Origin of the sequence: Paraburkholderia lebeckiae (assembly GCF_050436225.1) — a bacterium.
Lineage (GTDB): Bacteria > Pseudomonadota > Gammaproteobacteria > Burkholderiales > Burkholderiaceae > Paraburkholderia > Paraburkholderia tuberum.
Genome location: NZ_JBNDLU010000002.1, coordinates 3,067,270 through 3,090,961 on the forward strand (window position 1 = coordinate 3,067,270; position 23,692 = coordinate 3,090,961).

General features: G+C 64.8%; 19 protein-coding genes. 10 read left to right on the top strand and 9 right to left on the bottom strand.

Translation table 11 applies throughout. From position 1 onward, the window contains the following. Positions 1–148 precede the first annotated feature (148 nt). From trxB to OKW45_RS28750, 4 genes are all read left to right on the top strand, one after another. The gene (gene trxB, locus OKW45_RS28735; protein ID WP_018419729.1) at positions 149–1,150 is read left to right on the top strand and encodes a thioredoxin-disulfide reductase; all 1,002 of its coding nucleotides are present in this window, start codon (positions 149–151) and stop codon (positions 1,148–1,150) included. 204 nt (positions 1,151–1,354) lie between these two features. Beyond that, positions 1,355–2,122: a Smr/MutS family protein gene (locus OKW45_RS28740; protein WP_018419728.1), complete on the top strand. Its 768-nt coding sequence runs from the start codon at positions 1,355–1,357 to the stop codon at positions 2,120–2,122. Positions 2,123–2,238: 116 nt separating this feature from the next. After that, positions 2,239–2,898, top strand: a complete 660-nt coding sequence (locus tag OKW45_RS28745; RefSeq protein WP_429472502.1) for a glutathione S-transferase family protein — start codon at positions 2,239–2,241, stop codon at positions 2,896–2,898. A 130-nt stretch (positions 2,899–3,028) separates the two neighbouring features. Further along, entirely contained in the window at positions 3,029–3,949 is a 921-nt protein-coding gene (locus tag OKW45_RS28750) for a LysR family transcriptional regulator (protein WP_018419726.1), read from the top strand. Between the two features lie 84 nt (positions 3,950–4,033). Here the strand turns inward: OKW45_RS28750 and OKW45_RS28755 are convergent, their stop codons facing one another. The 4 genes from OKW45_RS28755 to OKW45_RS28770 all read right to left on the bottom strand — a co-directional run bounded on the left by OKW45_RS28755 (position 4,034) and on the right by OKW45_RS28770 (position 8,491). Next, positions 4,034–5,149, bottom strand: a complete 1,116-nt coding sequence (locus OKW45_RS28755; protein ID WP_429472504.1) for an ABC transporter ATP-binding protein — start codon at positions 5,147–5,149, stop codon at positions 4,034–4,036. A 93-nt stretch (positions 5,150–5,242) separates the two neighbouring features. Further along, positions 5,243–6,100, bottom strand: coding sequence for a carbohydrate ABC transporter permease (locus OKW45_RS28760; RefSeq protein ID WP_429472506.1), 858 nt, complete (start codon positions 6,098–6,100; stop codon positions 5,243–5,245). After that, positions 6,090–7,028 carry a carbohydrate ABC transporter permease gene (locus OKW45_RS28765; protein ID WP_184007835.1) on the bottom strand — a complete coding sequence of 313 codons (939 nt, stop codon included), beginning with the start codon at positions 7,026–7,028 and terminating at the stop codon, positions 6,090–6,092. The genes OKW45_RS28760 and OKW45_RS28765 overlap by 11 nt, the downstream gene beginning before the upstream one ends. 215 nt (positions 7,029–7,243) lie before the next feature. Then, the gene (locus tag OKW45_RS28770) at positions 7,244–8,491 is read right to left on the bottom strand and encodes an ABC transporter substrate-binding protein (RefSeq protein WP_184021114.1); all 1,248 of its coding nucleotides are present in this window, start codon (positions 8,489–8,491) and stop codon (positions 7,244–7,246) included. Between the two features lie 600 nt (positions 8,492–9,091). On the opposite strand from OKW45_RS28770, the gene zwf reads away from it, so the two are divergent. From zwf to OKW45_RS28790, 4 genes are all read left to right on the top strand, one after another. Further along, the gene (gene zwf, locus OKW45_RS28775; protein WP_429472509.1) at positions 9,092–10,555 is read left to right on the top strand and encodes a glucose-6-phosphate dehydrogenase; all 1,464 of its coding nucleotides are present in this window, start codon (positions 9,092–9,094) and stop codon (positions 10,553–10,555) included. Between the two features lie 193 nt (positions 10,556–10,748). Beyond that, entirely contained in the window at positions 10,749–11,465 is a 717-nt protein-coding gene (gene pgl, locus OKW45_RS28780; RefSeq protein WP_429472511.1) for a 6-phosphogluconolactonase, read from the top strand. Continuing rightward, positions 11,443–13,359, top strand: a complete 1,917-nt coding sequence (locus tag OKW45_RS28785; RefSeq protein ID WP_184007830.1) for a bifunctional transcriptional regulator/glucokinase — start codon at positions 11,443–11,445, stop codon at positions 13,357–13,359. The genes pgl and OKW45_RS28785 overlap by 23 nt, the downstream gene beginning before the upstream one ends. Before the next feature lie 151 nt (positions 13,360–13,510). Continuing rightward, on the top strand, positions 13,511–14,437 hold the full coding sequence (locus OKW45_RS28790; protein ID WP_429472514.1) for a bestrophin family protein: 927 nt from the start codon (positions 13,511–13,513) through the stop codon (positions 14,435–14,437). A 31-nt stretch (positions 14,438–14,468) separates the two neighbouring features. On the opposite strand, the gene OKW45_RS28795 is transcribed toward OKW45_RS28790, so the two are convergent. The 5 genes from OKW45_RS28795 to apbC all read right to left on the bottom strand — a co-directional run bounded on the left by OKW45_RS28795 (position 14,469) and on the right by apbC (position 20,147). Further along, the gene (locus tag OKW45_RS28795) at positions 14,469–15,233 is read right to left on the bottom strand and encodes a lysozyme inhibitor LprI family protein (RefSeq protein ID WP_429472516.1); all 765 of its coding nucleotides are present in this window, start codon (positions 15,231–15,233) and stop codon (positions 14,469–14,471) included. Further along, complete coding sequence (locus tag OKW45_RS28800; protein WP_018419715.1) at positions 15,218–17,503, bottom strand: arginine/lysine/ornithine decarboxylase; 2,286 nt, start codon at positions 17,501–17,503, stop codon at positions 15,218–15,220. The genes OKW45_RS28795 and OKW45_RS28800 overlap by 16 nt, the downstream gene beginning before the upstream one ends. 90 nt (positions 17,504–17,593) lie before the next feature. Then, entirely contained in the window at positions 17,594–18,163 is a 570-nt protein-coding gene (dcd, locus tag OKW45_RS28805; protein ID WP_008924193.1) for a dCTP deaminase, read from the bottom strand. A 228-nt stretch (positions 18,164–18,391) separates the two neighbouring features. After that, the gene (locus OKW45_RS28810) at positions 18,392–18,928 is read right to left on the bottom strand and encodes a superoxide dismutase family protein (RefSeq protein ID WP_429472518.1); all 537 of its coding nucleotides are present in this window, start codon (positions 18,926–18,928) and stop codon (positions 18,392–18,394) included. A gap of 130 nt (positions 18,929–19,058) precedes the next feature. Then, positions 19,059–20,147 (bottom strand): iron-sulfur cluster carrier protein ApbC, encoded by a 1,089-nt coding sequence (gene apbC, locus OKW45_RS28815; RefSeq protein WP_018419712.1) that lies wholly within the window; start codon positions 20,145–20,147, stop codon positions 19,059–19,061. A 340-nt stretch (positions 20,148–20,487) separates the two neighbouring features. Between apbC and OKW45_RS28820 the strand changes: the two genes are divergently transcribed. Together OKW45_RS28820 and metG are read left to right on the top strand one after the other, a co-directional pair. After that, positions 20,488–21,141, top strand: coding sequence for a YiaD family glycine zipper/OmpA-like lipoprotein (locus OKW45_RS28820; RefSeq protein ID WP_184007820.1), 654 nt, complete (start codon positions 20,488–20,490; stop codon positions 21,139–21,141). Between the two features lie 407 nt (positions 21,142–21,548). Beyond that, positions 21,549–23,681 (top strand): methionine--tRNA ligase, encoded by a 2,133-nt coding sequence (gene metG, locus OKW45_RS28825; protein ID WP_429472520.1) that lies wholly within the window; start codon positions 21,549–21,551, stop codon positions 23,679–23,681. Positions 23,682–23,692 lie beyond the last annotated feature (11 nt).

Consider the following 23,692-nt stretch of genomic DNA (forward strand, 5'->3'; position numbering starts at 1 on the left):
CCGCCACGCTATCGCGGCGATCAGAAAGCTTGATGGCGCAGCGGCACGCCCCGCCCTTTATAATGCCCGACTGATACCCATCTACAGTTTCAGCTCAAAAACGCACGGCTACGCAGCGGCGAGCCGCGCGCCGTACAAGGATTCGATCATGCCCGCAACTGCAACGAAACACGCCAAGGTTCTGATTCTCGGTTCCGGTCCCGCCGGCTACACGGCGGCGGTTTACGCGGCGCGCGCCAACCTCGCGCCGGTGCTCGTCACCGGCATCGCGCAAGGCGGCCAGCTGATGACCACGACCGACGTCGAAAACTGGCCCGCCGACGCCAACGGCGTGCAAGGCCCGGAACTGATGGCGCGCTTCCTCGAGCACGCCGAGCGCTTCAATACCGAGATCATCTTCGACCACATCCACACGGCGAAGCTAGATGAGAAGCCGATTCGCCTGATCGGCGATTCGGGCGAGTACACGTGCGATTCGCTGATCATCTCGACGGGCGCATCGGCGCAGTATCTCGGCCTGCCGTCGGAAGAGGCGTTCATGGGCAAGGGCGTGTCGGCCTGCGCGACCTGCGACGGCTTCTTCTACAAGCAGCAGCACGTCGCCGTGATCGGCGGCGGCAATACGGCCGTCGAAGAGGCGCTGTACCTCTCCGGCATCGCGAAGAAGGTGACCGTGATCCATCGCCGCGACAAGTTCCGCGCCGAGCCGATCCTGATCGACCGTCTGCTCGCGAAGGAGAAGGAAGGCGTCGTCGAGATCAAGTGGAACCATGTGCTCGAAGAAGTAACCGGCGACAACTCCGGCGTGACCGGCCTGCGCATCAAGCACACGCAGACTGGCGAGACCACCAACATCGCGCTGCAGGGCCTGTTCGTCGCGATCGGCCACAAGCCGAACACGGACATCTTCGAAGGTCAGCTCGAGATGAAGAACGGCTACATCATCACGAAGGGCGGCCTGAACGGTTTCGCGACCGCGACCAGCGTGCCGGGCGTGTTCGCCGCGGGCGACGTGCAGGACCACATCTATCGCCAGGCGATCACGAGCGCGGGCACCGGCTGTATGGCCGCGCTCGACGCGCAGCGCTATCTCGAGACCATCAATGAGATGGCCGGCGAGCACGCGATGAGCGCTGAAGCGGACCGCTGATCCGGCAGCGCGCTGCCGGATGGCGAGACGAAGTCCCGACAAACGGGCGCGACAGTAGAATGACGGTGGCGCAGCGCTGCTGTCATTGGCTCACGAAGGCCGCGGCTGAAATGCCGGCGGCCTTTGTCGTTTTTGCCGCTTTGTCAATGTGCGTCGAGCGCATTGGCAGCACCACCGACCGACCTTTCCGCCTGTATTGCCACCATGCCGAAGAATCAGCCCCATCCGAACGAACCGAAACGCCCGCAAGCCGCCACGCGTCCCGCGCCCGCAACGGCTGCGCCCGCCGTCGCACCGAAGCTCGATCGCGCATCGGGGCTCGCCGGACTCGGTGCGTTGCGTGAAGCGTTGAAGGGCGAAGCCGAGCGGCGCGAGTGCGAACAGGCGGCGGCGCGAGCGGCGCAGCGCGAAGCGGCCGCGGACGCCGATCTGTTCCGCCGCGAGATCGGCGAAGTCGCGCCGCTGCCGATTCCGCCGCGCGCGACGCTCACGCGCAATCCTCCGCCGCCGCTGCCGGTGCAGACGCTGCTCGACGAGGAAGCGGTGCTGCACGAAGCGATCTCCGACGAATTCGACCCCGAAGTGCTGCTCGAAACCGACGAAACGCTGTCGTATTGCCGCCCCGGCGTGAGCCGCGACGTAGTGCGCAAGCTGCGGCGCGGCGACTGGATCGTGCAGGCGCAGATCGACCTGCACGGCATGCGGCGCGACGAGGCACGCGAGGCGCTCGCGGAATTCATCCGCGAATCGGTCAAGCGCGGCCTGCGATGCCTGCGCGTGATTCACGGCAAGGGTTTGGGGTCGATCGGCAAGGAGCCGGTGCTGAAGGGCAAAGTGCGCGCGTGGCTCGTGCAGAAATCCGAAGTGATCGCGTTCTGTCAGGCGCGCCCGCATGACGGCGGCGCCGGCGCGGTGGTCGTGCTGTTGCAGCCGGGGTCGTTGCCGCCGCATGGGGCAAGCGCGAAGGTCTGAGGTCGATTTTTTCAGCCGTCGTTCGTCGTGGGGTAAACGGCCAGCCTGGCCGTCGCGCGGTGTGGCTCTCGTCGTCACCGCGTAGTCGTGCTGTGCAACCGTCAAAGGTGATCGCGATGCCCGTGCTGCTTTATGCCCATCCGTTCTCGTCCTACTGCCAGAAGGCCCTGACCGCGCTGTACGAAAACGGTACGCCGTTCGAGATGCGCGTGCTCGCGCACGACGACCCGAAGGTCATGGCCGAATTGGCCGCACTGTGGCCGATCAGGCGCTTCCCGGTGCTCGTCGACGGCGGGCGCACGGTGGTCGAGGCGAGCATCATCATCGAATATCTGGGCCTGCATTATCCGGGGCCGGTCACGCTGTTGCCCGCCGATCCGCGCGCAGCGCTCGAGGTGCGCACGATGGACCGCTTCTTCGACAATTACATTTCGACTCCACAGCAAAAGGTCGTGTTCGATAGCCTGCGTCCCGAAGCCGAGCGCGACCGGCGTGGCGTCGCCGATGCGCGCGCGCTGCTGGACACATCGTACGCATGGCTCGACCGTCACATGGCCGAGCGCGAATGGGCCGCCGGCGACAGCTTCAGCCTCGCCGACTGCGGCGCCGCCCCGTCCCTGTTCTACGCCGACTGGACGCACCCGATCGACCCCGCGTTCGCGCACGTGCGCGCGTACCGGCAGCGGCTGCTCGCGCGGCCCTCGTTCGCACGCGCGGTCGACGAGGCGCGGCCCTACCGGCCGCTATTTCCGTTGGGCGCGCCGGAGCGGGATTGAGCCACGAGCGGCGGTCGCAGATGCGCGCGAACCAGGCGCGGCAGACAACCTGTTTTGCTGGCTGTAGACTTCCTGTCGTGTCGCAAACCTGCCCCGCCCTTCTTCTGGCTCACCACCCACAAGGCACACCATGGACCGTTTCGAAGCGATGGAGATCTTCACCCGCGTGGTCGAAGCGAACAGCTTCACCAAGGTTTCGGAATCGCTCGATCTGCCGCGCGCGAAGGTCAGCCGCACGATCCAGGCGCTCGAGGAACACGTCGGCGTGCGGCTCCTGAACCGCTCGACGCGCCAGGTCAGCGTGACCGAAGACGGCGCATCGTTCTACGAGCGCTGCGTGCGCATTCTCGCCGACGTCGCCGATGCCGAGTCGTCGCTGTCGAGCAAGCGCGAGAATCCGGCCGGGACGATCCGCGTCGACACCTCCGGCACGCTCGCGCGCTCGCTGCTGCTGCCCGCGCTCGACGACTTCTACGCGCAATACCCCGCGATCGACGTGCGCCTTGGTCTCGCGGACCGCAACATCGATCTGATCCAGGACGGCGTCGATTGCGTAATCCGCATGGGCACGCTCGACGAGTCGAGCCTCGTTGCGAAGCGCATCGGGCTTGCGCGCATCGTCACGTGCGCATCGCCCGCGTATCTGCGGAAGTTCGGCACGCCGACCACACTGGCGGAGCTCGGCGAGCATCGCGCGGTCAACTACGTGTCCGCGCGCAGCGGCAGGACCTTCCCGTTCGAATACGAAGTGGACGGCGAAATCGAGCGCGTCGCGATGGATAGCACGCTCGCCGTCAACGACGGCTCGGTGTACATCACGGCGGCTGTGTTGGGCCACGGCATCATCCAGCCGTCGCGCTTCATGGTCGCCGAGCTGATCGAGCAAGGCGCGCTCACGGAGATTCTCGGCAACTACACGAGCCCCGGTACACCGCTGTCGATTCTGTATGCGCATCGCCGCAATCTGAGTTCGCGGCTACGCGCGTTTATCGACTGGGCCAGCGAGCTCGCGCGCAACAATCCGGACTTGCGTTTGCCCGAGGCGGCGTAACGGCTGCAAAAGAACAAAAGCCCCATGCGCAATTCAACGCATCGGGCTTTTCCGTAGCGACGAATTCAGCGCTTACGCGACGACTTACGCAATCCGCTCTTCATTCGCCGGATCGAACAACACCGCCTTCGACGTATCGAACAGCAGCGTCGTATTCTTCTCCGGTTGCGGGTTCGACGCCGGGTGCACGCGGCTCACCGCGCGCTTGCCGTTGATCTGCGCGAACACCAGCGTGTCCGGACCAGTCGGCTCGATCACGTCGACCTTCACTTCGACCGGCTGCAGCTTCGCGTCGTCGCCGTGCGCGCCGCGCGCATCGGTGATGCGTTCCGGACGCAGGCCGAGAATCACGTTGTTGCCGACGTGCGAGCGCACCTTCGCCGAATCGAACGGCAGCACCAGCACCTTGCGCGCGACGCCCGTATCGAGTTCGATACCGACGCCCGAGCCCTGCTCGACCAGCTTGCCTTCGATGAAGTTCATCGGCGGTGCGCCGATGAAGCCCGCGACGAACAGGTTCGACGGCGAGTCGTAGATTTCCTGCGGCGCGCCGAACTGCTGAACGATGCCGTCCTTCATCACCGCGATGCGGTCGCCGAGCGTCATCGCTTCGATCTGGTCGTGCGTCACGTAGACGATCGTCGTGCCGAGGCGTTGATGCAGCAGCTTGATTTCCGAGCGCATCTCGATGCGCAGCTTCGCGTCGAGGTTCGACAGCGGCTCGTCGAACAGGAACATCACCGGATCGCGCGCGAGCGCGCGACCCATCGCGACGCGCTGACGCTGGCCGCCCGACAGCTGACCCGGCTTGCGATCGAGCAGATGCTTGATCTGCAGCGTGTTCGACACACGCTCGACAATCTGCGTCTGCTCCTGCTTCGGCACCTTGCGGATGTTCAGGCCGAACGAGATGTTGTCGCGCACCGTCATCGACGGATAAAGCGCGTACGACTGGAACACCATCGCGATGTCGCGATCTTTCGGCGACAGGTTGTTGACCGTCTTGCCGTCGATCTGGATCTCGCCCTTGGTCACGGTTTCGAGACCGGCAATCATGTTGAGCAGCGTCGACTTACCGCAGCCCGAGCCGCCGACCAGAATCAGGAACTGGCCGTCTTCGATGTCGATGTTGACACCCTTCAGAACCGGCACCCCGTTCGGGTAGGTCTTGTACACGTCACGGATGGAAAGGCTTGCCATGCTGTGAATCCTCTAGTCTCTGGTACTGCTTGAAAACGTCTTGTCAGGCGACGACGGCACGCGTTCGGTGAAACGCCGTCGCTCCAGGGTGATTTAGCCCTTCACCGCGCCCGCGGTCAGGCCGCGCACGAAGTAACGTCCGGCGATGATGTAGACGAGCAGCGTGGGCATCGCCGCGATGATCGCGCCGGCCATGTCCACGTTGTATTCCTTCACGCCGGTCGAGGTGTTGACGAGGTTGTTCAGCGCCACGGTGATCGGCATCGAATCGACGCCGGAGAACACGATACCGAACAGGAAGTCGTTCCAGATCTGCGTGAATTGCCAGATCAGGCACACCATGAAGATCGGCAGCGACACCGGCAGCAGGATCTTCGTGAAGATCGTGAAGAAACCCGCACCGTCGATACGCGCGGCCTTCACGAGTTCAGCCGGCACGCTCACGTAGAAGTTGCGGAAGAACATCGTCGTGAACGCGATACCGTAGATCACGTGCACGAGCACCAGACCGCTCACCGTGTTCGCCAGGCCGAGGATGCCTTCGAGGCGCGCCATCGGCAGCAGGATCGCCTGGAACGGAATGAAGCAGCCGACCAGCAGCATCGTGAAGATCGGATCGGCGCCGCGGAAACGCCAGTGCGTGAGCACGTAGCCGTTGAACGCGCCGATGATCGACGAGATCAGCACCGCCGGAATCACCATGCGCACCGAGTTCATGAAGAACGGCTGCATGCCGTCGCAGCGCACCCCCGTACACGCGCCGCTCCACGCCTTGACCCACGGCGCGAAACTCCAGCTCGTCGGCGGCGTCAGCAGGTTGCCGGTGCGCAGCTGGTCGATGTCCTTGAACGAAGTCGACAGCATCACGTACAGCGGGAACAGGAAGTACAGGGCGAACAGAACCAGGGCCGCGTAAATGACGGCACGGCTAATCGTCATCTTAGGCTGCATTGCGGGTGCTCCTCGATTCCAGATACATCAGCGGCACGAGCACGGCCACCACGGTAGCGAGCATCATGATCGACGATGCCGCGCCGACGCCGAGCTGCCCACGGTTGAACGAAAACGTGTACATGAAGATGGCCGGCAGCGACGACGACGTGCCCGGACCGCCGGCGGTCAGCGCGACGACCAGGTCGAACGTCTTGATGGTGATGTGACAAAGGATCAGCAGCACGGAGAAGAACACCGGCCGCATGCTCGGAATCACGATCTTGCGGTAGATGGTCGGCAGGTTCGCGCCGTCCATCTGCGCGGCCTTGAAGATCTCGCTGTCGACGCCGCGCAAACCGGCGAGGAACAGCGCCATCACGAAGCCGGTGGACTGCCAGACCGCCGCGATCACGATACAGAAGATCGCCCTGTCCGGGTCGCCGAGCCAGTTGAATGAGAAGCTCGTCCAGCCCCAGTCGTGAAACACCTTCTCGATGCCGATGCTCGGCGTCAGAATCCATTGCCACGCGGTGCCGGTCACGATGAACGACAGCGCCATCGGATACAGGAACACGGCGCGCAGCGCGCCTTCGTTGCGGATCTGCTGATCGAGCAGGATCGCGAGCAACAGACCCAGACCGATGCAGATACCGATGAACGGAATGCCGAACCAGCCGAGGTTCGCGGCCGAAGTCCAGAACACGTCGTTCTGGAACAGTTCGCGATAGCGGTCGAGACCCGCGAACTCCCACCGAGGCATCAGCCGCGAAGTAGACAGCGACAGATAGCCGGTGATTGCGATAAAGCCATACACGAAGATCAGGCTGATCACGACGCTGGGTGCGAGCACCAGCTTCGGAATATAGCGATCGGCAAGGGCCGCCATGGGCGACGTGCGGCGGGCGACGGTGGCCGTTTTCCCGTTCCCGCTGATGGAAGCAGTCACTACTCGACTCCTGCTGAAACTGTACCGCCGGGCTGCCCGTGCACGCATGGCGCGGGACCGCGACGGCCTGGGTGTGACTCCATGAAACCAGGGTGAGCCGCGTGGCACCGGACTGCGCTGCGAACGAAAGCAGCGAGGTCCGATCCCCCACGGCCCGAAGGGCGCGCCCGGTGCTTCGGATGCAAGCCGCCGGGCGCAACGCTTCGTACTTACGCTTACTTGGTCTTCGCTGCCTTCGCGAGAGCCTGAACCGCGGTCTTCGAATCTTCCTGCGAGTTCATGAACTTCGTGACGACGTCGGAGATCGCGCCTGCCGCGGCATCCGGCTGAGCCATGCCGTGAGCGAGCGACGGCACATAACCGCCGGCCTTGATCGCAATCTGCTCATCCGCGTACGACTTCTTCGCGCAGTCGTCGAACTTGTCCATCGGCACGCCGAGACGCACCGGGATCGAGCCCTTGTACAGGCTGAACTGCTCCTGGAACGCCGGCGACATGATCGTCTTCGCGAGCGCGAGCTGGCCCGGCGTCGCGGCCTTCTGGCCTTTCTGCTGGAAGAACACGAACGAGTCGACGTTGAACGTGTAAGCCTTGTCGGTATTCGGCACCACCGCGCAGATGTAGTCCGTGCCCGACTTCTTGCCAGCGTTGGTGAACTCGCCCTTCGCCCAGTCGCCCATGAACTGCATGCCGGCCTTGCCGTTGATGACCATGGCCGTGGCGAGGTTCCAGTCACGGCCCGTACGGCCCGCGTCGAAGTAGCCCTGGATCTTGCGGACCGTGTCGAACACCTGAACCATCTTTTCCGAGGTCAGCGTCTTCTCGTCGAGGTCGACGAGCGCCTTCTTGTAGAAGTCCGCGCCTTCCGACAGCACGACGTCTTCCCACAGCGTCAGGTCTTGCCACGGCTGGCCGCCCATTGCGATCGGCTGAATGCCCGCGGCCTTCATCTTGTCGGCCACCGCGAAGAACTCAGGCCACGTGGTCGGCACCTTGCCGCCTGCCTTGTCCAACGCTGCCTTGTTGATGTACAGCCAGTTCACGCGGTGCACCGAGAACGGCGCGGCGACGTAGTGGCCGTCCGCTTGGATGATCTTGTCGATTTGCGGCGGCAGGTTCTTCTTCCAGTCGCCCGCGACCGAGTCGATCGGCACCAGCACGCCCTGCGAAGCCCATTCCTGGATCAGCGGACCCTTGATTTGCGCGGCGCTCGGTGCGTTGCCCGAGATCACCTGCGTCTTCAGTGCCGTCATGGCAGCCGCGCCAGCGCCGCCCGCGACCGCGAAGTCCTTCCACGTGTAGCCCTGCTTCGTCATGTCGTCCTTGAGGACGCCGACGGCCTTGGATTCGCCGCCCGAAGTCCACCAGTGCAGCACTTCGATCGACTCGGCGGCCTGCACGGCCGACACGCCACACATCAGACCCGCAGCGCACAGAGCGCCCATGATCGCGCGAAATTTCATTGCTTATCTCCTCCAGACACCTGAACAAAAAAACGAATGGCCCCTGATGTCGCCAGGGTGCTGTGGTTGGTTCAAACAGGCAAAACACTGGGCGATCGAGCACGGTCGGGCGCATGCGCGAAGGCATGTGCCGGCGGACCGATGTCCGGCCGCTGGACGCTCAAGAGGTGAGTGGTTCGGGATGCAACTGACTGTCTCCTCTTTTGATTTTTGCCTGCCCGCATCGCGCTGCAGACTCGAGGTACCTCATACGCCAACTCGACGCCAGCCTGACGTCGGCTGCGGGCAACGACCCCGCAAGCCCGTCGACTCCCCGGCTTTCCATAAGGTCCGCCGGCACCCTGCTGGCGCGTACCGGAAGGCGTTGTCCCATTGTCCGTTAGCGTGCCGGGGACGCCCGCCGATTCGCAAAAAGTGTGCATTCCGTCAGTACAGCGCACGCTTTTTTCATCGAATTAACGCTACCTCTTGATTTGGATTGTAGTTAAACTACAATTCAGTGTCAAAAAATATTTTATCGGACTACGGTCGCTCTTCCGGGGCGCTGCGCGTGCAGTGTCCGATCAGCGCGGCGGCCCTTCAGGACATCGACGGAGACTCATGCATACCGACACAAGCTTCACCTTCGTTCTCTTCGGCGGAACCGGCGATCTGTCGATGCGCAAGATCCTGCCCGCGCTGTTCGAGGCGCACCGCGCGGGCGGCATGCTCGCCGACAGCGGCAAGATCGTCGCGGTCGCGCGGCACGTCGAGGATCGCGGCGAGTATCTGCAGTGGGTCGACGGGCACGTCAAGCCGCATGTGTCGAAGAACGGCCTCGACGAAGCCGCGTGGACGAGCTTCCTCGCGCGCATCGAGTTCGTGAAGATCGATCTCGGCAATCCGGATGACTTCGCGCAACTGCGCGACGCGATCCAGGAGATGCCCGGCATCCGCGTGTTCTATCTGGCGACGGGTCCGTCGCTGTTCGTGCCGATCTGCCATGCGCTCGCCGCGGTGGGCCTGAACCAGAACGCGCGCATCGTGCTCGAGAAGCCGCTCGGCTACGACCTGAAGTCGTCGAACGCAATTAATGATGCGGTCGGCGAAATCTTCGCGGAAGAACAGATCTACCGGATCGACCATTACCTCGGCAAGGAGCCGGTGCAAAACCTGCTCGCGCTGCGCTTCGGCAATGCGCTGTTCGAGCCGCTGTGGCGCCGCGAGTGGGTCGAAAGCATCCAGATCACGATCGCCGAGGAGCTCGGCGTCGAAGCGCGCGGCGATTTCTACGACAATACCGGCGCGCTGCGCGACATGGTGCAGAACCACCTGTTGCAGTTGCTGTCGATCGTCGCGATGGAGCCGCCCCACTCGATGGATTCCGACTCGGTGCGCGACGAAAAGCTGCGCGTGCTGCGCGCGCTCAAACCAATCGAGCCGCAGGAAATCGGCAAGGTTGCGGTGCGCGGCCAGTATCATTCGGGCGTGATCCGTGGCAACACGGTCCCGGCCTACGCGACCGAGCACGGCGTGAAGCCCGATAGCTCGACCGAGACCTTCGTCGCGCTGAAGGTCGAGATCGAGAATTGGCGCTGGGCCGGCGTGCCGTTTTTCCTGCGCACGGGCAAGCGGCTCGCCGACCGCGTCGCCGAGATCGTCGTGAATTTCCGTGCGGTGCCGCATTCGGCGCTTGGCGCGTCGGCGCTGCGCGCGGGCGCGAACCGCCTCGTGATCCGTCTGCAGCCTAACGAGACGATTCGTCTGTACTGTCTCGCGAAGCAGCCCGGCGAGGGTATGAACCTCGCGAGCGTATACCTCGATCTCGCGTTCGACCGGTTCTTCCGCGAAGGCCAGATGGAGGCCTATCAGCGGCTGCTGCTCGACGTGATCAACGGGCGCCTCGCGCTGTTCGTGCGGCGCGACGAACAGGAAGCCGCGTGGCGCTGGGTCGAGCCGATCCTCAACGAGTGGAAGGCCTCGACCAAGCCGCCCAAGCCGTACGCGGCGGGCACGTGGGGACCGTCCGCGGCGAGCGCGATGCTCGCCCAGCACGGCACCTGCTGGCTCGAGGAAGAGAATTGAGTTTGATGAATTGATGGACGGCGCCGCGCGCAATGAACACTTCGGCGCGCGGCGCCGGCAACACCACCGACGAACTGAACGGAGTCGCGCCGGTATCGCGTCATGCGTCCGCAGGCCACCCGCCTTGCAGGCATCGCGCGAGAGCAGTCAGGCTGATTCCGCAGACCTAACAAGAAAGCAGCACGGAGGAGAAGTGATCGAGCTTCACGCTTTCGACGACCAGCGCGCCCAATCCGACGCGCTGGCGAAAGCGGTGGGCGACGCGTTACATGCGTCGCTTGCCGCACAGGCGGCCGGCACCGGCACGTCAACCCCGCTCGCGCGCCCGGCCATGCTAGCCGTGTCCGGCGGCAGCAGCCCGCGTCCGTTCCTGCAAACGTTGTCGACGCAGACGTTCGACTGGCCCCGCATCGCGATCACGCTGGTCGACGACCGCTGGGTGCCGGAGACCGATAGCGCGAGCAACGCGCAGCTCGCGCGCGCCACGTTGCTGCAGAACGCGGCGCAACACGCGACCTTCTGGCCGCTCGTCGACACCACCCAGGATCTGCATTCGCACGTCGCCGCGCTGAATGCGGACGCGCGCTTCGCCACGGCGCCCGACATCGCGGTGCTGGGCATGGGCGAAGACGGCCACACCGCGTCGATCTTCGCCGACGCGCCCGAATGGAATCACGCGATCAACACGACCGAGCGTTTCGTCGCCGTGCATCCGGGCGCGGCGCCGCACGCGCGCGTGAGCTGGTCGCTGTCCGCGCTGAAGGACGTGAAGCATCTGTTTCTGCTGATCGCAGGGCCGCGCAAGATGGACGTGCTCAACGCCGCGTCCGCCGCGCTACAAAAAAATGCCATCTCGCAGCTGGCAAACGACAAGGGAGTGAGACTCGATGTCTACTGGTGTGCAAACTAAGGCTGTGCCGGGCGCGGTCCAGCACGCCGATGGACCGAGGCTCCTGGCCGACATCGGCGGTACCAATGCGCGTTTCGCGCTCGAGACGGGCCCCGGCGAAATCGGCTCGGTGCAGGTCTATCCTTGCGCCGACTACCCGAGTGTCGCCGACGTCATCAAGAAGTATCTGAAGGACATGAAGATCGGTCGCGTCAATCACGCGGCGATCGCGATTGCGAACCCGGTCGACGGCGACCAGGTCAGCATGACCAATCACGACTGGACCTTTTCGATCGAAGCGACGCGCCGCGCGCTCGGCTTCGACACGCTGCTCGTCGTCAACGACTTCACCGCGCTTGCGATGGCGCTGCCCGGCCTCACCGACACGCAGCGCGTGCAGGTGGGCGGCGGCCAGCGCCGGCCGAACAGCGTGATCGGCCTGCTCGGCCCCGGCACGGGCATGGGCGTGTCGGGTCTGATCCCCGCCGACGACCGCTGGATCGCGCTCGGCAGCGAAGGCGGCCATGCCACCTTCGCGCCCGCCGACGAGCGTGAAGATATCGTGCTGCAGTACGCGCGCAAGAAGTGGTCACACGTGTCGTTCGAACGCGTGGCCGCGGGTCCCGGCATCGAGATGATCTATCGCGCGCTCGCGGGCCGCGACAAGAAGCGCGTGCCGGCCAGCGTCAATACGGCCGATGTGGTCAAGCGCGCGCTCGAAGGCGAGCCGCTCGCGGCCGAATCGGTCGACGTGTTCTGCGGCATTCTCGGCACCTTCGCCGGCAATATCGCGGTGACGCTCGGCGCGCTCGGCGGCATCTATATCGGCGGCGGCGTCGTGCCACGCCTCGGCGAGTTCTTCGCGCGTTCGTCGTTCCGCCAGCGCTTCGAGGCGAAGGGCCGCTTCGAGGCGTATCTGCAGAACGTGCCGACCTATGTGATTACCGCCGAGTACCCGGCGTTCCTCGGCGTATCGGCGATTCTGGCGGAGCAGCTGTCGAACCGCGCGGGCGGCAGCTCGTCGGCGGTGTTCGAGCGGATTCGCCAGATGCGCGACGCGCTGACGCCGGCCGAGCGCCGCGTCGCCGATCTCGCGTTGAACCACCCGCGTTCGATCATCAATGATCCGATCGTCGATATCGCGCGCAAGGCCGACGTCAGTCAGCCGACCGTGATCCGCTTCTGCCGCTCGCTCGGCTGCCAGGGGCTGTCGGACTTCAAGCTCAAGCTCGCGACCGGTTTGACCGGCACGATTCCGGTCAGCCACAGCCAGGTGCATCTCGGCGACACCGCGACCGACTTCGGCGCGAAGGTGCTCGACAACACCGTGTCCGCGATTCTGCAATTGCGCGAGCATCTGAACTTCGAGCACGTGGAACGCGCCATCGACCTGCTGAACGGCGCGCGGCGCATCGAGTTCTACGGACTCGGCAATTCGAACATCGTCGCGCAGGACGCGCACTACAAGTTCTTCCGCTTCGGCATTCCGACCATCGCATACGGTGACCTGTACATGCAGGCGGCCTCGGCCGCGCTGCTCGGCAAGGGCGACGTGATCGTCGCGGTGTCGAAGTCGGGGCGCGCGCCCGAGCTGCTGCGCGTGCTCGACGTCGCGATGCAGGCCGGCGCGCAGGTGATCGCGATCACGTCGAGCAACACACCGCTCGCGAAGCGTGCGACGGTCGCGCTGGAAACCGATCACATCGAGATTCGCGAGTCGCAACTGTCGATGATCTCGCGCATCCTGCACCTCGTGATGATCGACATTCTCGCTGTCGGTGTGGCGATTCGGCGCGCGATGCCGAGCGACGACGTCGCCGAGACGGTCGAGAAAGCGCGCGAAGGCGCCGACGACGACGCGACGGCCGTGCTCGACTGGCTCAGCCACGGCGCTGCTTCGTCGGCGCGCGACTGAGCCTCCGCTCACGGCTGTCCCGATCCGCTTGCGGTGAACGAACCCGCGGCGTGTGCATCGTCTTCGATGCGCCCGCCGCGGGTTTTCCTGTTTGGGGACGCGAAAAGCGACCGATAATAGGCGCTCTATCTCCTGGCCGAACCGCTTTGCCATGATCATCCGCCCGCATCTCCACTGGTTTCGCATGCTGCTCGCATGGCGCGGCTCGGTGCTGCCGCAGTTGCTGCCGCGGCTCCTGCTGATCTTCTTCATCTCGATCATTGCGCTCGCCGCACACGATCATCTGCTGCCCGTCAGCCTGAACCTGAGCTCGATCGCGCCGTTCTCGCTGGTCGGCATTGCGCTCGCGGTGTTTCTCGGCTTTCGCAACAATGCGAGCTACGACCGCTGGTGGGAGGCGCGCAAGCTGTGGGGGCAGTTGCTCAATGAGTCGCGCTCGCTGACGCGCCAGGCGCTGACGCTGCCGTCGCGCGAGTTGCCCAAAGAAGAAGCCGCCGCGTTTCTGGCGATACTGAGCGCGCTCCCGCATGCGCTGCGTCATCAGTTGCGCAAGACCGAACCGCGCGACGACCTTGCCGCGCGGCTGCCCCGCGCACTGTTTGAACGTGTAATTCGATCGCGCTACAAGCCAGCCGCGCTGTTGCTGTGCCTCGGCGAATGGGTGCAGCGCTCGGCACGCGCGGGGGCGCTCGATCCGATGGCGGTGCTCGCGTTCGACCGCAATCTGAGCGGACTGTCGGATGTGATCGGCGGGTGCGAGCGCATCGCGTCGACGCCACTGCCGTTCGCGTATTCGGTGATGATCCACCGCACCGTGTACTTCTTCTGCGCGTCGTTGCCATTCGGACTCGTCAATAGCATCGGCATTTTCACGCCGGTGTTCGCGGTGTTCGTCGCGTACACGTTCATGGCGCACGAAGCGATCGCGTCGCAGCTCGAAGAACCGTTCGGCACCGACGACAACGATCTCGCGCTCAACATGATGTCGGCGATGATCGAGGATGCGATGCGCGATCTGCGCGGCGAGCCGGCACTCGCGCTGCCGCAGCCGCGCGAAGACCGGTATCAATGGGATTGAATGCGCGGTGGGCGGCGCCGGTCGGCGGCCGTCAGTGGTTGCCGGCCGTTTCGGAGAGCCGTTTGATCGTCGCGACGCGCGCGCCGATGATGTCGATACGCCCGTGCTCGTCGACGAGGCGCGTCGACGCCGTCAGATACGCGCTCCACGCGCGTTGCGCGTGCACGAGCGTCGGCCGCGATTGCGCCGGCATCTTCGATTCGAGCACACGGTAGTAGCGCTTCAGATCGAACATCGCGTGTTCGCACCGCGCGTCGGCATTGCAAGCGCGCGGCCGGCGCGGCGCCGGACCGTTCGCATCGGCGAGCGCGCTGCGCAGCGCGAGCGCGCGGTCGCGCACCGGCTGCAGCTGCATGTCGGCTTCGGAAAGCACGTACATCGAACCCTGGGTCGTGGCGAAGACCGCGGCGAGCAACTGCTTCTCGGCATCGCGCGACGCAAGCCAGCTCGACTGGCTCCTTTCCCACAGCCTGCGCCGCGCGGGCGGCAGCTTCGCAAGCAACTGCTGGTACGCGTTGTCGACCGCGACCTTCCAGCCGATGCGCGCAGCGTCCATGCACTGCACCTGCCCCATCGTCGTCGACATGTCGGCGCGCGCGAGACACGCGCGCATCGACGCGTCGATCGGATCGGCGGCGGCCACCTCGGCATGCGCCGCCGGACTCGCGATACCGCCGAACACCACCGTGCCGGCCGCCAGCGCGAAGGCCAGCATGCCGGCCCCGCGCCGCCAGCGGCCGATCGCTGCCAGGCCCGGCAGAAACGTCACCCACCCCATCGTCAGATGCGCACGCAATCGACGAAGTATTCGATGCGCCCGTTGACCATTTCGCCGACGAGCCCGTGGATATCCGTATGGAAACCCGGGAAGCGCTCGTTGAACTCGCGCGCGAAACGCAGATAGTTGACGATGGTCCTGTTGAAACGCTCGCCCGGAATCAGCAGCGGAATGCCCGGCGGATACGGCGTCAACAGGATCGACGTGACACGGCCTTCGAGCTCGTCGATCGGTACCCGATCGATCTCGCGGTGGGCGAGCTTCGCGAACGCGTCGGACGGCTTCATCGCCGGCTCCATGCTCGACAGGTACATCTCGGTCGTCAGACGCGCGATGTCGTTCGCGCGATACACGCTGTGGATCTGCTGGCACAGGTCGCGCAGGCCGACACGCTCGTACATCGGATGATGCTGCACGAACTCGGGCAGCACACGCCACAGCGGCTGGTTGTTGTCGTAGTCGTCCTTGAACTGCTGCAGCTCGGTCACCATCGAGTTCCAGCGGCCCTTCGTGATGCCGATCGTGAACATGATGAAGAACGAGTACAGGCCCGTCTTCTCGACGATGATGCCGTGCTCGGCCAGGTACTTCGTGACGATCGCGGCCGGAATGCCGGTTTCGCCGAAGCCGCCGTCCATGTCGAGACCCGGCGTGACGATCGTCGCCTTGATCGGATCGAGCATGTTGAAGCCTTCGGCGAGCGGGCCGAAGCCGTGCCACGCGTCGTTGGGGCGCAGCATCCAGTCGTCGCGCGAGCCGATGCCTTCCTCGGCGAACTGGTCCGGGCCCCACACCTTGAAGAACCAGTCGTCGCCGTATTCGGTGTCGACCTTGGTCATCGCGCGGCGGAAGTCGAGCGCTTCAGCGATCGACTCCTCGACGAGCGCGGTGCCGCCCGGCGCTTCCATCATCGCCGCGGCCACGTCGCACGACGCGATGATCGCGTACTGCGGGCTCGTCGACGTATGCATCAGATACGCCTCGTTGAAGCGATGCTTGTCGAAGCGGCTGTTCTTCGAATCCTGCACGACGATCTGCGACGCCTGCGAGATGCCGGCGAGCAGCTTGTGCGTGGAGTGCGTCGCGTACACCATCGCGCCGATGCGCGGACGGCCCGCGCCGATAGCGTGCATGTCCTGATAGAACTCGTGGAATTCGGCGTGCGGCAGCCACGCTTCGTCGAAGTGCAGCGTGTCGAGCCATTCGCCCAACATCTCCTTGATCATCTCGACGTTGTAGATCACGCCGTCGTAGGTGCTTTGCGTGATCGTCAGAATGCGCGGCTTCAGGTTCGGGTTCTTCGCGAGCGCTTCGCGCGCGAACGGGTTCGCCTCGATCTTCTTGCGGATGTTCTCCGGTTCGAACTCGCTGCGCGGAATCGGGCCGATGATGCCGAAGTTGTTGCGGGTCGGCGTCAGAAACACCGGGATCGCGCCAGTCATCGTGATCGCGTGCAGGATCGACTTGTGGCAGTTGCGGTCGACCAGCACGATGTCGCCGGGCGCCACCGTGCCGTGCCAGACGATCTTGTTCGAGGTGGAGGTGCCGTTGGTCACGAAGAACACGTGGTCGGCGCTGAAGATCCGCGCGGCGTTGCGCTCCGAGGCCGCGACCGGACCGGTATGGTCGAGCAGCTGGCCCAGTTCGTCGACCGCGTTGCAGACGTCGGCGCGCAGCATGTTCTCGCCGAAGAACTGGTGGAACATCTGGCCGAGCGGGCTCTTCAGGAACGCGACGCCGCCCGAGTGACCCGGGCAGTGCCACGAGTACGAACCTTCTTCCGCGTACTGCACCAGTTCCTTGAAGAACGGCGGCGCAAGCGAGTCGAGATACACCTTCGCCTCGCGGATGATATGGCGCGCGACGAACTCCGGCGTGTCCTCGAACATATGGATGAAGCCGTGCAGCTCGCGCAGGATGTCGTTCGGCAGATGGCGCGAAGTGCGCGTTTCGCCGTACAGGAAGATCGGAATATCGGCGTTGCGGCGGCGCACTTCGGTCACGAACGCGCGCAGCGCGACGATCGCGGCGGCAAGCTCGGGCGTCTCGCCTTCGACGACCACGTTATCGACGTACGGCAGCAGTTCGTCGTCGTCGATCGACAGGATGAAGCACGACGCGCGGCTCGACTGCTGCGCGAACGAGGTCAGATCGCCGTAGCTCGTCAACCCGAGCACTTCCGCGCCTTCTTTCTCGATGGCTTCGGCCAAAGCCCGGATGCCGGAACCCGAGATGTTCTCGGAGCGGAAATCTTCGTCGATGATGACGACGGGAAAACGGAACTTCATGGGCGATTCTCCAAAAAGAAAACGACCGCTGCGTTACGTAAAAAGCGCAGCGGTCACCCGAATAACTGGTGGGTCAAGATGCTGCCGGCGTCACGTTTTCGGCAACGTGACGCCGTGCTGACCTTGATACTTGCCGCCGCGATCCGCGTACGACGTTTCACAAATCTCGTCGCTTTCGAAAAACAGCACCTGGGCGACGCCTTCGTTCGCGTAAATTTTCGCAGGCAATGGTGTCGTATTCGAGAATTCGAGCGTGACGTGGCCTTCCCATTCCGGCTCGAACGGCGTCACGTTGACGATGATCCCGCAACGCGCGTATGTCGATTTGCCGAGGCACACGGTCAGCACGCTGCGCGGAATACGGAAATATTCGACCGTGCGCGCGAGCGCGAACGAGTTCGGCGGGATGATGCAGACGTCGCCCTTGAAATCGACAAACGACTTCTCGTCGAAGTTCTTCGGATCGACGATCGTCGAGTTGATGTTGGTGAAGATCTTGAATTCGTCGGCGCAGCGGATGTCGTAGCCGTAGCTCGAGGTGCCGTAGCTGACAATCTTCCGGCCGTCTTCGGAGACGCGAACCTGATCGGGCGCAAACGGCTCGATCATCTTGTGCGACTCGGCCATGCGCCGGATCCACTTGTCAGATTTGATGGTCATAGGTGAGAGCTGCTCGACGTGAATATCAGGAGTGACGAAAGGTAGATGAAAACGGCCGCCCGGCGCTTCGGCGCCCAGCCGGCGAAGGCCGCTCATTTTACGCGATCACGGAGACGCTGCCGCCGATGGCGCGAGCCGCGCCCGATGAAGGAGGTCCGCCGACTGGCACGACGCCGTTGCGGGGCGGGTCACCGAACGGCGGCCGAGCGGCGAGAGCGCGCTCGCGGTTCACTGCTGGCGAATCACGCCGCAGGCGATCGCCGCGCCCGCGCCATGCTGAGGGTACGCGTAGGGATCGGTCGCGTCGTGGTGGAGCAGTACCGCGCGCTGCAGCACCGAGCGGATGCCGTCGAGCGACACGTCCGGCGCGACGATGAAGCCGGTGGCCACGCCGTTCGCGTCCGCATGGATGTTGCCGAGATCGCCCTCGACGCGCGCGCCGGCCTTGAGCCGTTCGGCTGCCGGCGAAAACACCGGACCGGCGCTGGAGCCGTCGGCGGCGTTGCAGTCGCCGCGCTCGTGCACCTGCAGCGCGTGGTCGCTGTTGGGCGGCAAGCCCGTGAGATTGTAGGTGACCTGGACGCCGTCCGAGCGCTCGATAAACGTCACGAGGCCGTGCGCCTGATTGCCCACGGTGGGCAGCAATTGCGCGTCGGCGCGCTTTTCCTGTGGTCTCAGGAATACGCCACAGCCGCTCAACAGCACACAGCTGGCAGTCAGGACGATGAACGCATGTACCGCGTGCCCGTCGATTCGTTTTCCCATGCGATCCTCTTGTCGGCCTGGCGGCCGCCCCTGCGGCCGCCGAGCCGAACTCGTGAAGTCGACATGATACCGCGAGAGTTCGTGAAAATAGGGATCGAGATCGCCCCTAATCCCTCGCCCGAACGGCCGCTCAGGTGTTCTGCACGACGATGTTCGGAAACTTCGAGCTCATGTCGCGCGCGCGCTCGGCGATATGCACCGCGACCTTGCGCGCGATCGAGCGATAGAGCTCCGCAATGCGCCCGTTCGGGTCCGCGACGACCGTGGGACGGCCCGAGTCGGCCTGCTCGCGGATCGTGATGTCGAGCGGCAGGCTGCCGAGCACGTCGACGCCATACTCCTTGCCCATGCGCTCGCCGCCGCCGGCGCCGAAGATGTGCTCCTCGTGCCCGCAATTCGAACAGATGTGCAGGCCCATGTTCTCGACGATGCCGAGAATCGGGATGCCGACCTTTTCGAACATCTTGAGGCCCTTCTTCGCGTCGAGCAGCGCGATGTCCTGCGGCGTCGTGACGATCACGGCGCCCGTAACCGGCACGCGCTGCGCGAGCGTCAGCTGGATGTCGCCGGTGCCCGGCGGCATGTCGACGATCAGATAGTCGAGTTCGTGCCAGTTGGTCTGGCGCAGCAGCTGTTCGAGCGCCGAGGTCGCCATCGGGCCGCGCCACACCATCGGGTTGTCCGCCTCGATCAGGAAACCTATCGAGCTGGCCTGCACGCCGTGGCCGGTCATCGGGTTCATCGATTTGTCGTCGGGCGATTCGGGGCGGCCCTCGATGCCGAGCATGGTGGGCAGCGACGGGCCATAGATGTCGGCGTCGAGAATGCCGACCGCCGCGCCTTCGCTCGCGAGCGCGAGCGCGAGATTCACGGCGGTCGTGCTCTTGCCGACGCCGCCCTTGCCCGAGGCCACCGCGACGATGTTCTTCACGCCGGGCAGCAGTTTCACGCCGCGCTGCACGGTGTGCGCGGCAATCTGTTGCGAAACCTCGACGCGCACGTTCGCGACGCCGGGCACCGCGCGCAGCGCGTCGGCGAACCGCTGGCGGATCGCGTCGAACTGGCTTTTCGCCGGGTAGCCGAGCGTCACCTGAATGCTGACCGCGTCGCCCTCCACAACCACGTTGCGGATGCTCTTCGCGGCCGCGTACGGCGCGCCCGTGTTGGGGTCAGTGACGGCCGCGACGGCGACGTCGACCAAAGCCCGATCGATACTCATTGATACTCCGTGGGGAAGAGGTGCGGCGCGGCGAGATGGACCGATCGGCCACGCGGCGGAATTTGCAAGAAATTGTTATGCGGCATTGCGAAAAACGAGCGTGCCGGGCACCCTTCGGGGCACGCGGGACGCCGTAGGGTCGCATCGCTGCGTGTTTCAGGCATTATTGTAGTGTCTGACGGCAGACGGTGCCGGAAGACCCTTCTTCGCTGTAGGACCGCGCGAAGCAAGGCGCAGGAATCGTTCCCGAACTTTCTGAATGGTCGCTGCATTGCCGGAATGTTCGCTGCATAGACTGACCGCTTCCCGCTGGTTTATTCGCACTCGAAAGGAAATCAGAATGAATGCAAGAATCATGACTCGCGTGGCCGTATTCGCCGTGGCCGGCTCGCTGGTGGCCGGCTGCGCAACCCAACAGGGCACCAACACAGCAGTCGGCACCGGCGTGGGCGCTGGGGCCGGCGCGGCGATCGGCGCGATCTTCGGCGGCGGCAAGGGCGCGGCGATCGGCGCGGCCACCGGCGCCGCGGTGGGCGGCATCACCGGCTACAACTGGGACAACATCCGCAACCGCATGTCGGGCGCGACCAAGGGCACCGGCACGCAGATCACCGAGCAGCCGGACGGCTCGCTCAAGCTGAACATTCCGAGTTCGGTCACGTTCGACACCAGCAGCTACGCGATCAAGCCGTCGTTCGCACCGGTGCTCGACCAGCTCGCGCAGACGCTGCAGCAGAATCCGGAAGTCGTCGCGTCGGTCGTCGGCCATACGGACAGCACCGGCTCGCTGCAATACAACGAAACGCTGTCGGTCAATCGCGCGCAGAGCGTGACCGGCTATCTGGCGCAACGCGGCATCGCGCCGCAACGCCTGTCGGCCACCGGCATGGGCCCGAACCAGCCGATCGCCGACAACAACACCGAAGCCGGCCGCGCGGCCAACCGTCGCGTCGAGATCTATCTGCGCGCGACGGCCCAGCACGCGACGCAATAAGGGCAAGTCTCAAGGATAAGGCGCCGCCGGGCCGGCCGGGCGTTTCAGCCGCACGCGCCCGGCTTGCGGGCGGGACGAGCCGCCGGACCGGTTTGTCGACCGATCGAAAAAAATTTCGAACTCTGCGGAAAATCTGCGGTCTGTGTTTACGGTACGTGGCTGGCGAAGCCATCACGTCACCATTCTCCTCTTGTCGTTGTTGCTCCGGGGTTTATCGACCCCGGTTTTTTTTGCCCGCGCGGTTTTGCCCCCGCTTCGCCAGGCGTCGTTCCTGGCTGTCCCCCACCGCAGCGCCCGCCCCCATCCCCCTCTGTTCCGCGCGTCCAGCCCCGCCGCGCCCCGCCCGCGTGCGGCGTGCGCCCTGCTAAAATCACCGTTTCGTCCCACCGCAGGCACCCCCGATCCTTATGTCAGCACCCGCCACCGATCTCCCAGCAGGCGAGCCGTCCGGCCGCCGTCAGATTCTCGTCACGTCGGCCCTTCCTTATGCGAACGGGCAGATTCATATCGGCCATCTGGTCGAATATATCCAGACGGACATCTGGGTCCGGGTGCTGCGAATGCACGGCCACGAGGTCTACTACGTCGGCGCTGACGACACGCACGGCACGCCGGTGATGCTGCGCGCGGAACAGGAAGGTCTGACGCCGAAACAGCTGATCGATCGCGTCTGGCTGGAGCACAAGCGCGACTTCGACAGCTTCGGCATTTCGTTCGACAACTACTACTCGACGGACTCCGACGAAAACCGCGTGCTCAGCGAAAACGTCTACCTCGCGCTGAAGGAAGCGGGGCTGATCGACGCGCGCGAGATCGAACAGGCGTACGACCCGGTCAAGGAAATGTTCCTGCCGGACCGCTTCATCAAGGGCGAGTGCCCCAAATGCGGCGCCAAAGACCAATACGGCGACAGCTGCGAAGTCTGCGGCTCGACCTACCAGCCCACCGAGCTCGTCAATCCGTACTCGGTCGTCTCGGGCGCGACGCCGATTCGCAAGACGTCGACGCACTACTTCTTCCGCCTGTCCGATCCGCGCTGCGAGAACTTCCTGCGCGCCTGGGTCGGCGGCCTCGCGCAGCCGGAAGCCACCAACAAGATGCGCGAATGGCTCGGCGACGCTGGCGAAGCCAAGCTCGCCGACTGGGACATTTCGCGCGACGCGCCGTACTTCGGCTTCGAGATTCCGGGCGCGCCCGGCAAGTATTTCTACGTGTGGCTCGACGCGCCGGTCGGCTACTACGCAAGCTTCAAGAACCTCGCCGAAAAGCGCGGCCTCGACTTCGACGCGTGGGTCCGCAAGGGCTCGACGGCCGAGCAGTACCACTTCATCGGCAAGGACATCCTGTATTTCCACACGCTGTTCTGGCCCGCGATGCTCGAGTTCTCGGGCCATCGCACACCGACCAACGTGTTCGCGCACGGCTTTTTGACCGTCGACGGCGCGAAGATGTCGAAGTCGCGCGGCACCTTCATTACCGCGCAAAGCGTGATCGACACCGGCCTGAACCCGGAATGGCTGCGCTACTACTTCGCGGCCAAGCTGAACAGCACGATGGAAGACCTCGACCTGAACCTCGACGACTTCCAGGCGCGCGTGAACAGCGACCTGGTCGGCAAGTACGTGAACATCGCGAGCCGCGCGGCCGGCTTCCTGATCAAGCGCTTCGACGGCCGCGTGCAGGACAGCGCAATGCATCATCCGCTGCTCGGCACGCTGCGCGCGGCGCTGCCGCAGATCGCCGCGCACTACGAGGCGCGCGAGTACAGCCGCGCGCTGCGTCAGACCATGGAGCTCGCCGACTCGGTCAACGCCTACGTCGATACCGCCAAGCCCTGGGATCAGGCGAAAGACCCGGCCAACGCGGTCGCGCTGCACGAGACCTGCAGCGTCAGCATCGAGGCGTTCCGTCTGCTGTCGCTGGCCCTGAAGCCGGTGTTGCCGAAGCTCGCCGAAGCGGTCGAGGCTTTCCTCGGCATCGAGCCGCTCGTGTGGGCCGACGCCACCGTGCCGCTCAGCTCGGCGCGCCCGATCAACGCGTACAAGCATCTGATGACGCGCGTCGATCCGAAGCAGATCGAGGCGCTGCTCGCCGCCAATCGCGACTCGCTGCAGGCCACGCCGGAAGCGGCGCCGGCCGACGCGAAGGCCAAGGCGAAGGCCCACGCCAAGGCCGTCGCCGCGAAGGAAGAAGAGTCCGGCATCATCACGATCGACGACTTCGCGAAGGTCGATCTGCGCATCGCGAAGATCGTCGACTGCAAGGCGGTGGAAGGCTCGGACAAGCTGCTGCAACTGACGCTCGACGTCGGCGAAGAGAAGACCCGCAACGTGTTCTCGGGCATCAAGTCCGCCTATCAGCCGGAGCAGCTGATCGGCAAGCTGACCGTGATGGTCGCGAACCTCGCGCCGCGCAAGATGAAGTTCGGCATGTCCGAGGGCATGGTGCTGGCGGCATCGGCGGCGGACGAGAAGGCCGAACCGGGCCTCTACGTGCTCGAGCCGCACAGCGGCGCGAAGCCCGGCATGCGCGTGAAGTAACGCGCGGCGTC

Coding starts and splice junctions, on each gene's coding strand:
- trxB (WP_018419729.1), top strand. CDS start 149: ATGCCCGCAACTGCAACGAAACACGCCAAGGTTCTGATTCTCGGTTCC.
- OKW45_RS28740 (WP_018419728.1), top strand. CDS start 1,355: ATGCCGAAGAATCAGCCCCATCCGAACGAACCGAAACGCCCGCAAGCC.
- OKW45_RS28745 (WP_429472502.1), top strand. CDS start 2,239: ATGCCCGTGCTGCTTTATGCCCATCCGTTCTCGTCCTACTGCCAGAAG.
- OKW45_RS28750 (WP_018419726.1), top strand. CDS start 3,029: ATGGACCGTTTCGAAGCGATGGAGATCTTCACCCGCGTGGTCGAAGCG.
- OKW45_RS28755 (WP_429472504.1), bottom strand. CDS start 5,149: ATGGCAAGCCTTTCCATCCGTGACGTGTACAAGACCTACCCGAACGGG.
- OKW45_RS28760 (WP_429472506.1), bottom strand. CDS start 6,100: ATGCAGCCTAAGATGACGATTAGCCGTGCCGTCATTTACGCGGCCCTG.
- OKW45_RS28770 (WP_184021114.1), bottom strand. CDS start 8,491: ATGAAATTTCGCGCGATCATGGGCGCTCTGTGCGCTGCGGGTCTGATG.
- zwf (WP_429472509.1), top strand. CDS start 9,092: ATGCATACCGACACAAGCTTCACCTTCGTTCTCTTCGGCGGAACCGGC.
- OKW45_RS28785 (WP_184007830.1), top strand. CDS start 11,443: ATGTCTACTGGTGTGCAAACTAAGGCTGTGCCGGGCGCGGTCCAGCAC.
- OKW45_RS28790 (WP_429472514.1), top strand. CDS start 13,511: ATGATCATCCGCCCGCATCTCCACTGGTTTCGCATGCTGCTCGCATGG.
- OKW45_RS28800 (WP_018419715.1), bottom strand. CDS start 17,503: ATGAAGTTCCGTTTTCCCGTCGTCATCATCGACGAAGATTTCCGCTCC.
- dcd (WP_008924193.1), bottom strand. CDS start 18,163: ATGACCATCAAATCTGACAAGTGGATCCGGCGCATGGCCGAGTCGCAC.
- OKW45_RS28810 (WP_429472518.1), bottom strand. CDS start 18,928: ATGGGAAAACGAATCGACGGGCACGCGGTACATGCGTTCATCGTCCTG.
- apbC (WP_018419712.1), bottom strand. CDS start 20,147: ATGAGTATCGATCGGGCTTTGGTCGACGTCGCCGTCGCGGCCGTCACT.
- OKW45_RS28820 (WP_184007820.1), top strand. CDS start 20,488: ATGAATGCAAGAATCATGACTCGCGTGGCCGTATTCGCCGTGGCCGGC.
- metG (WP_429472520.1), top strand. CDS start 21,549: ATGTCAGCACCCGCCACCGATCTCCCAGCAGGCGAGCCGTCCGGCCGC.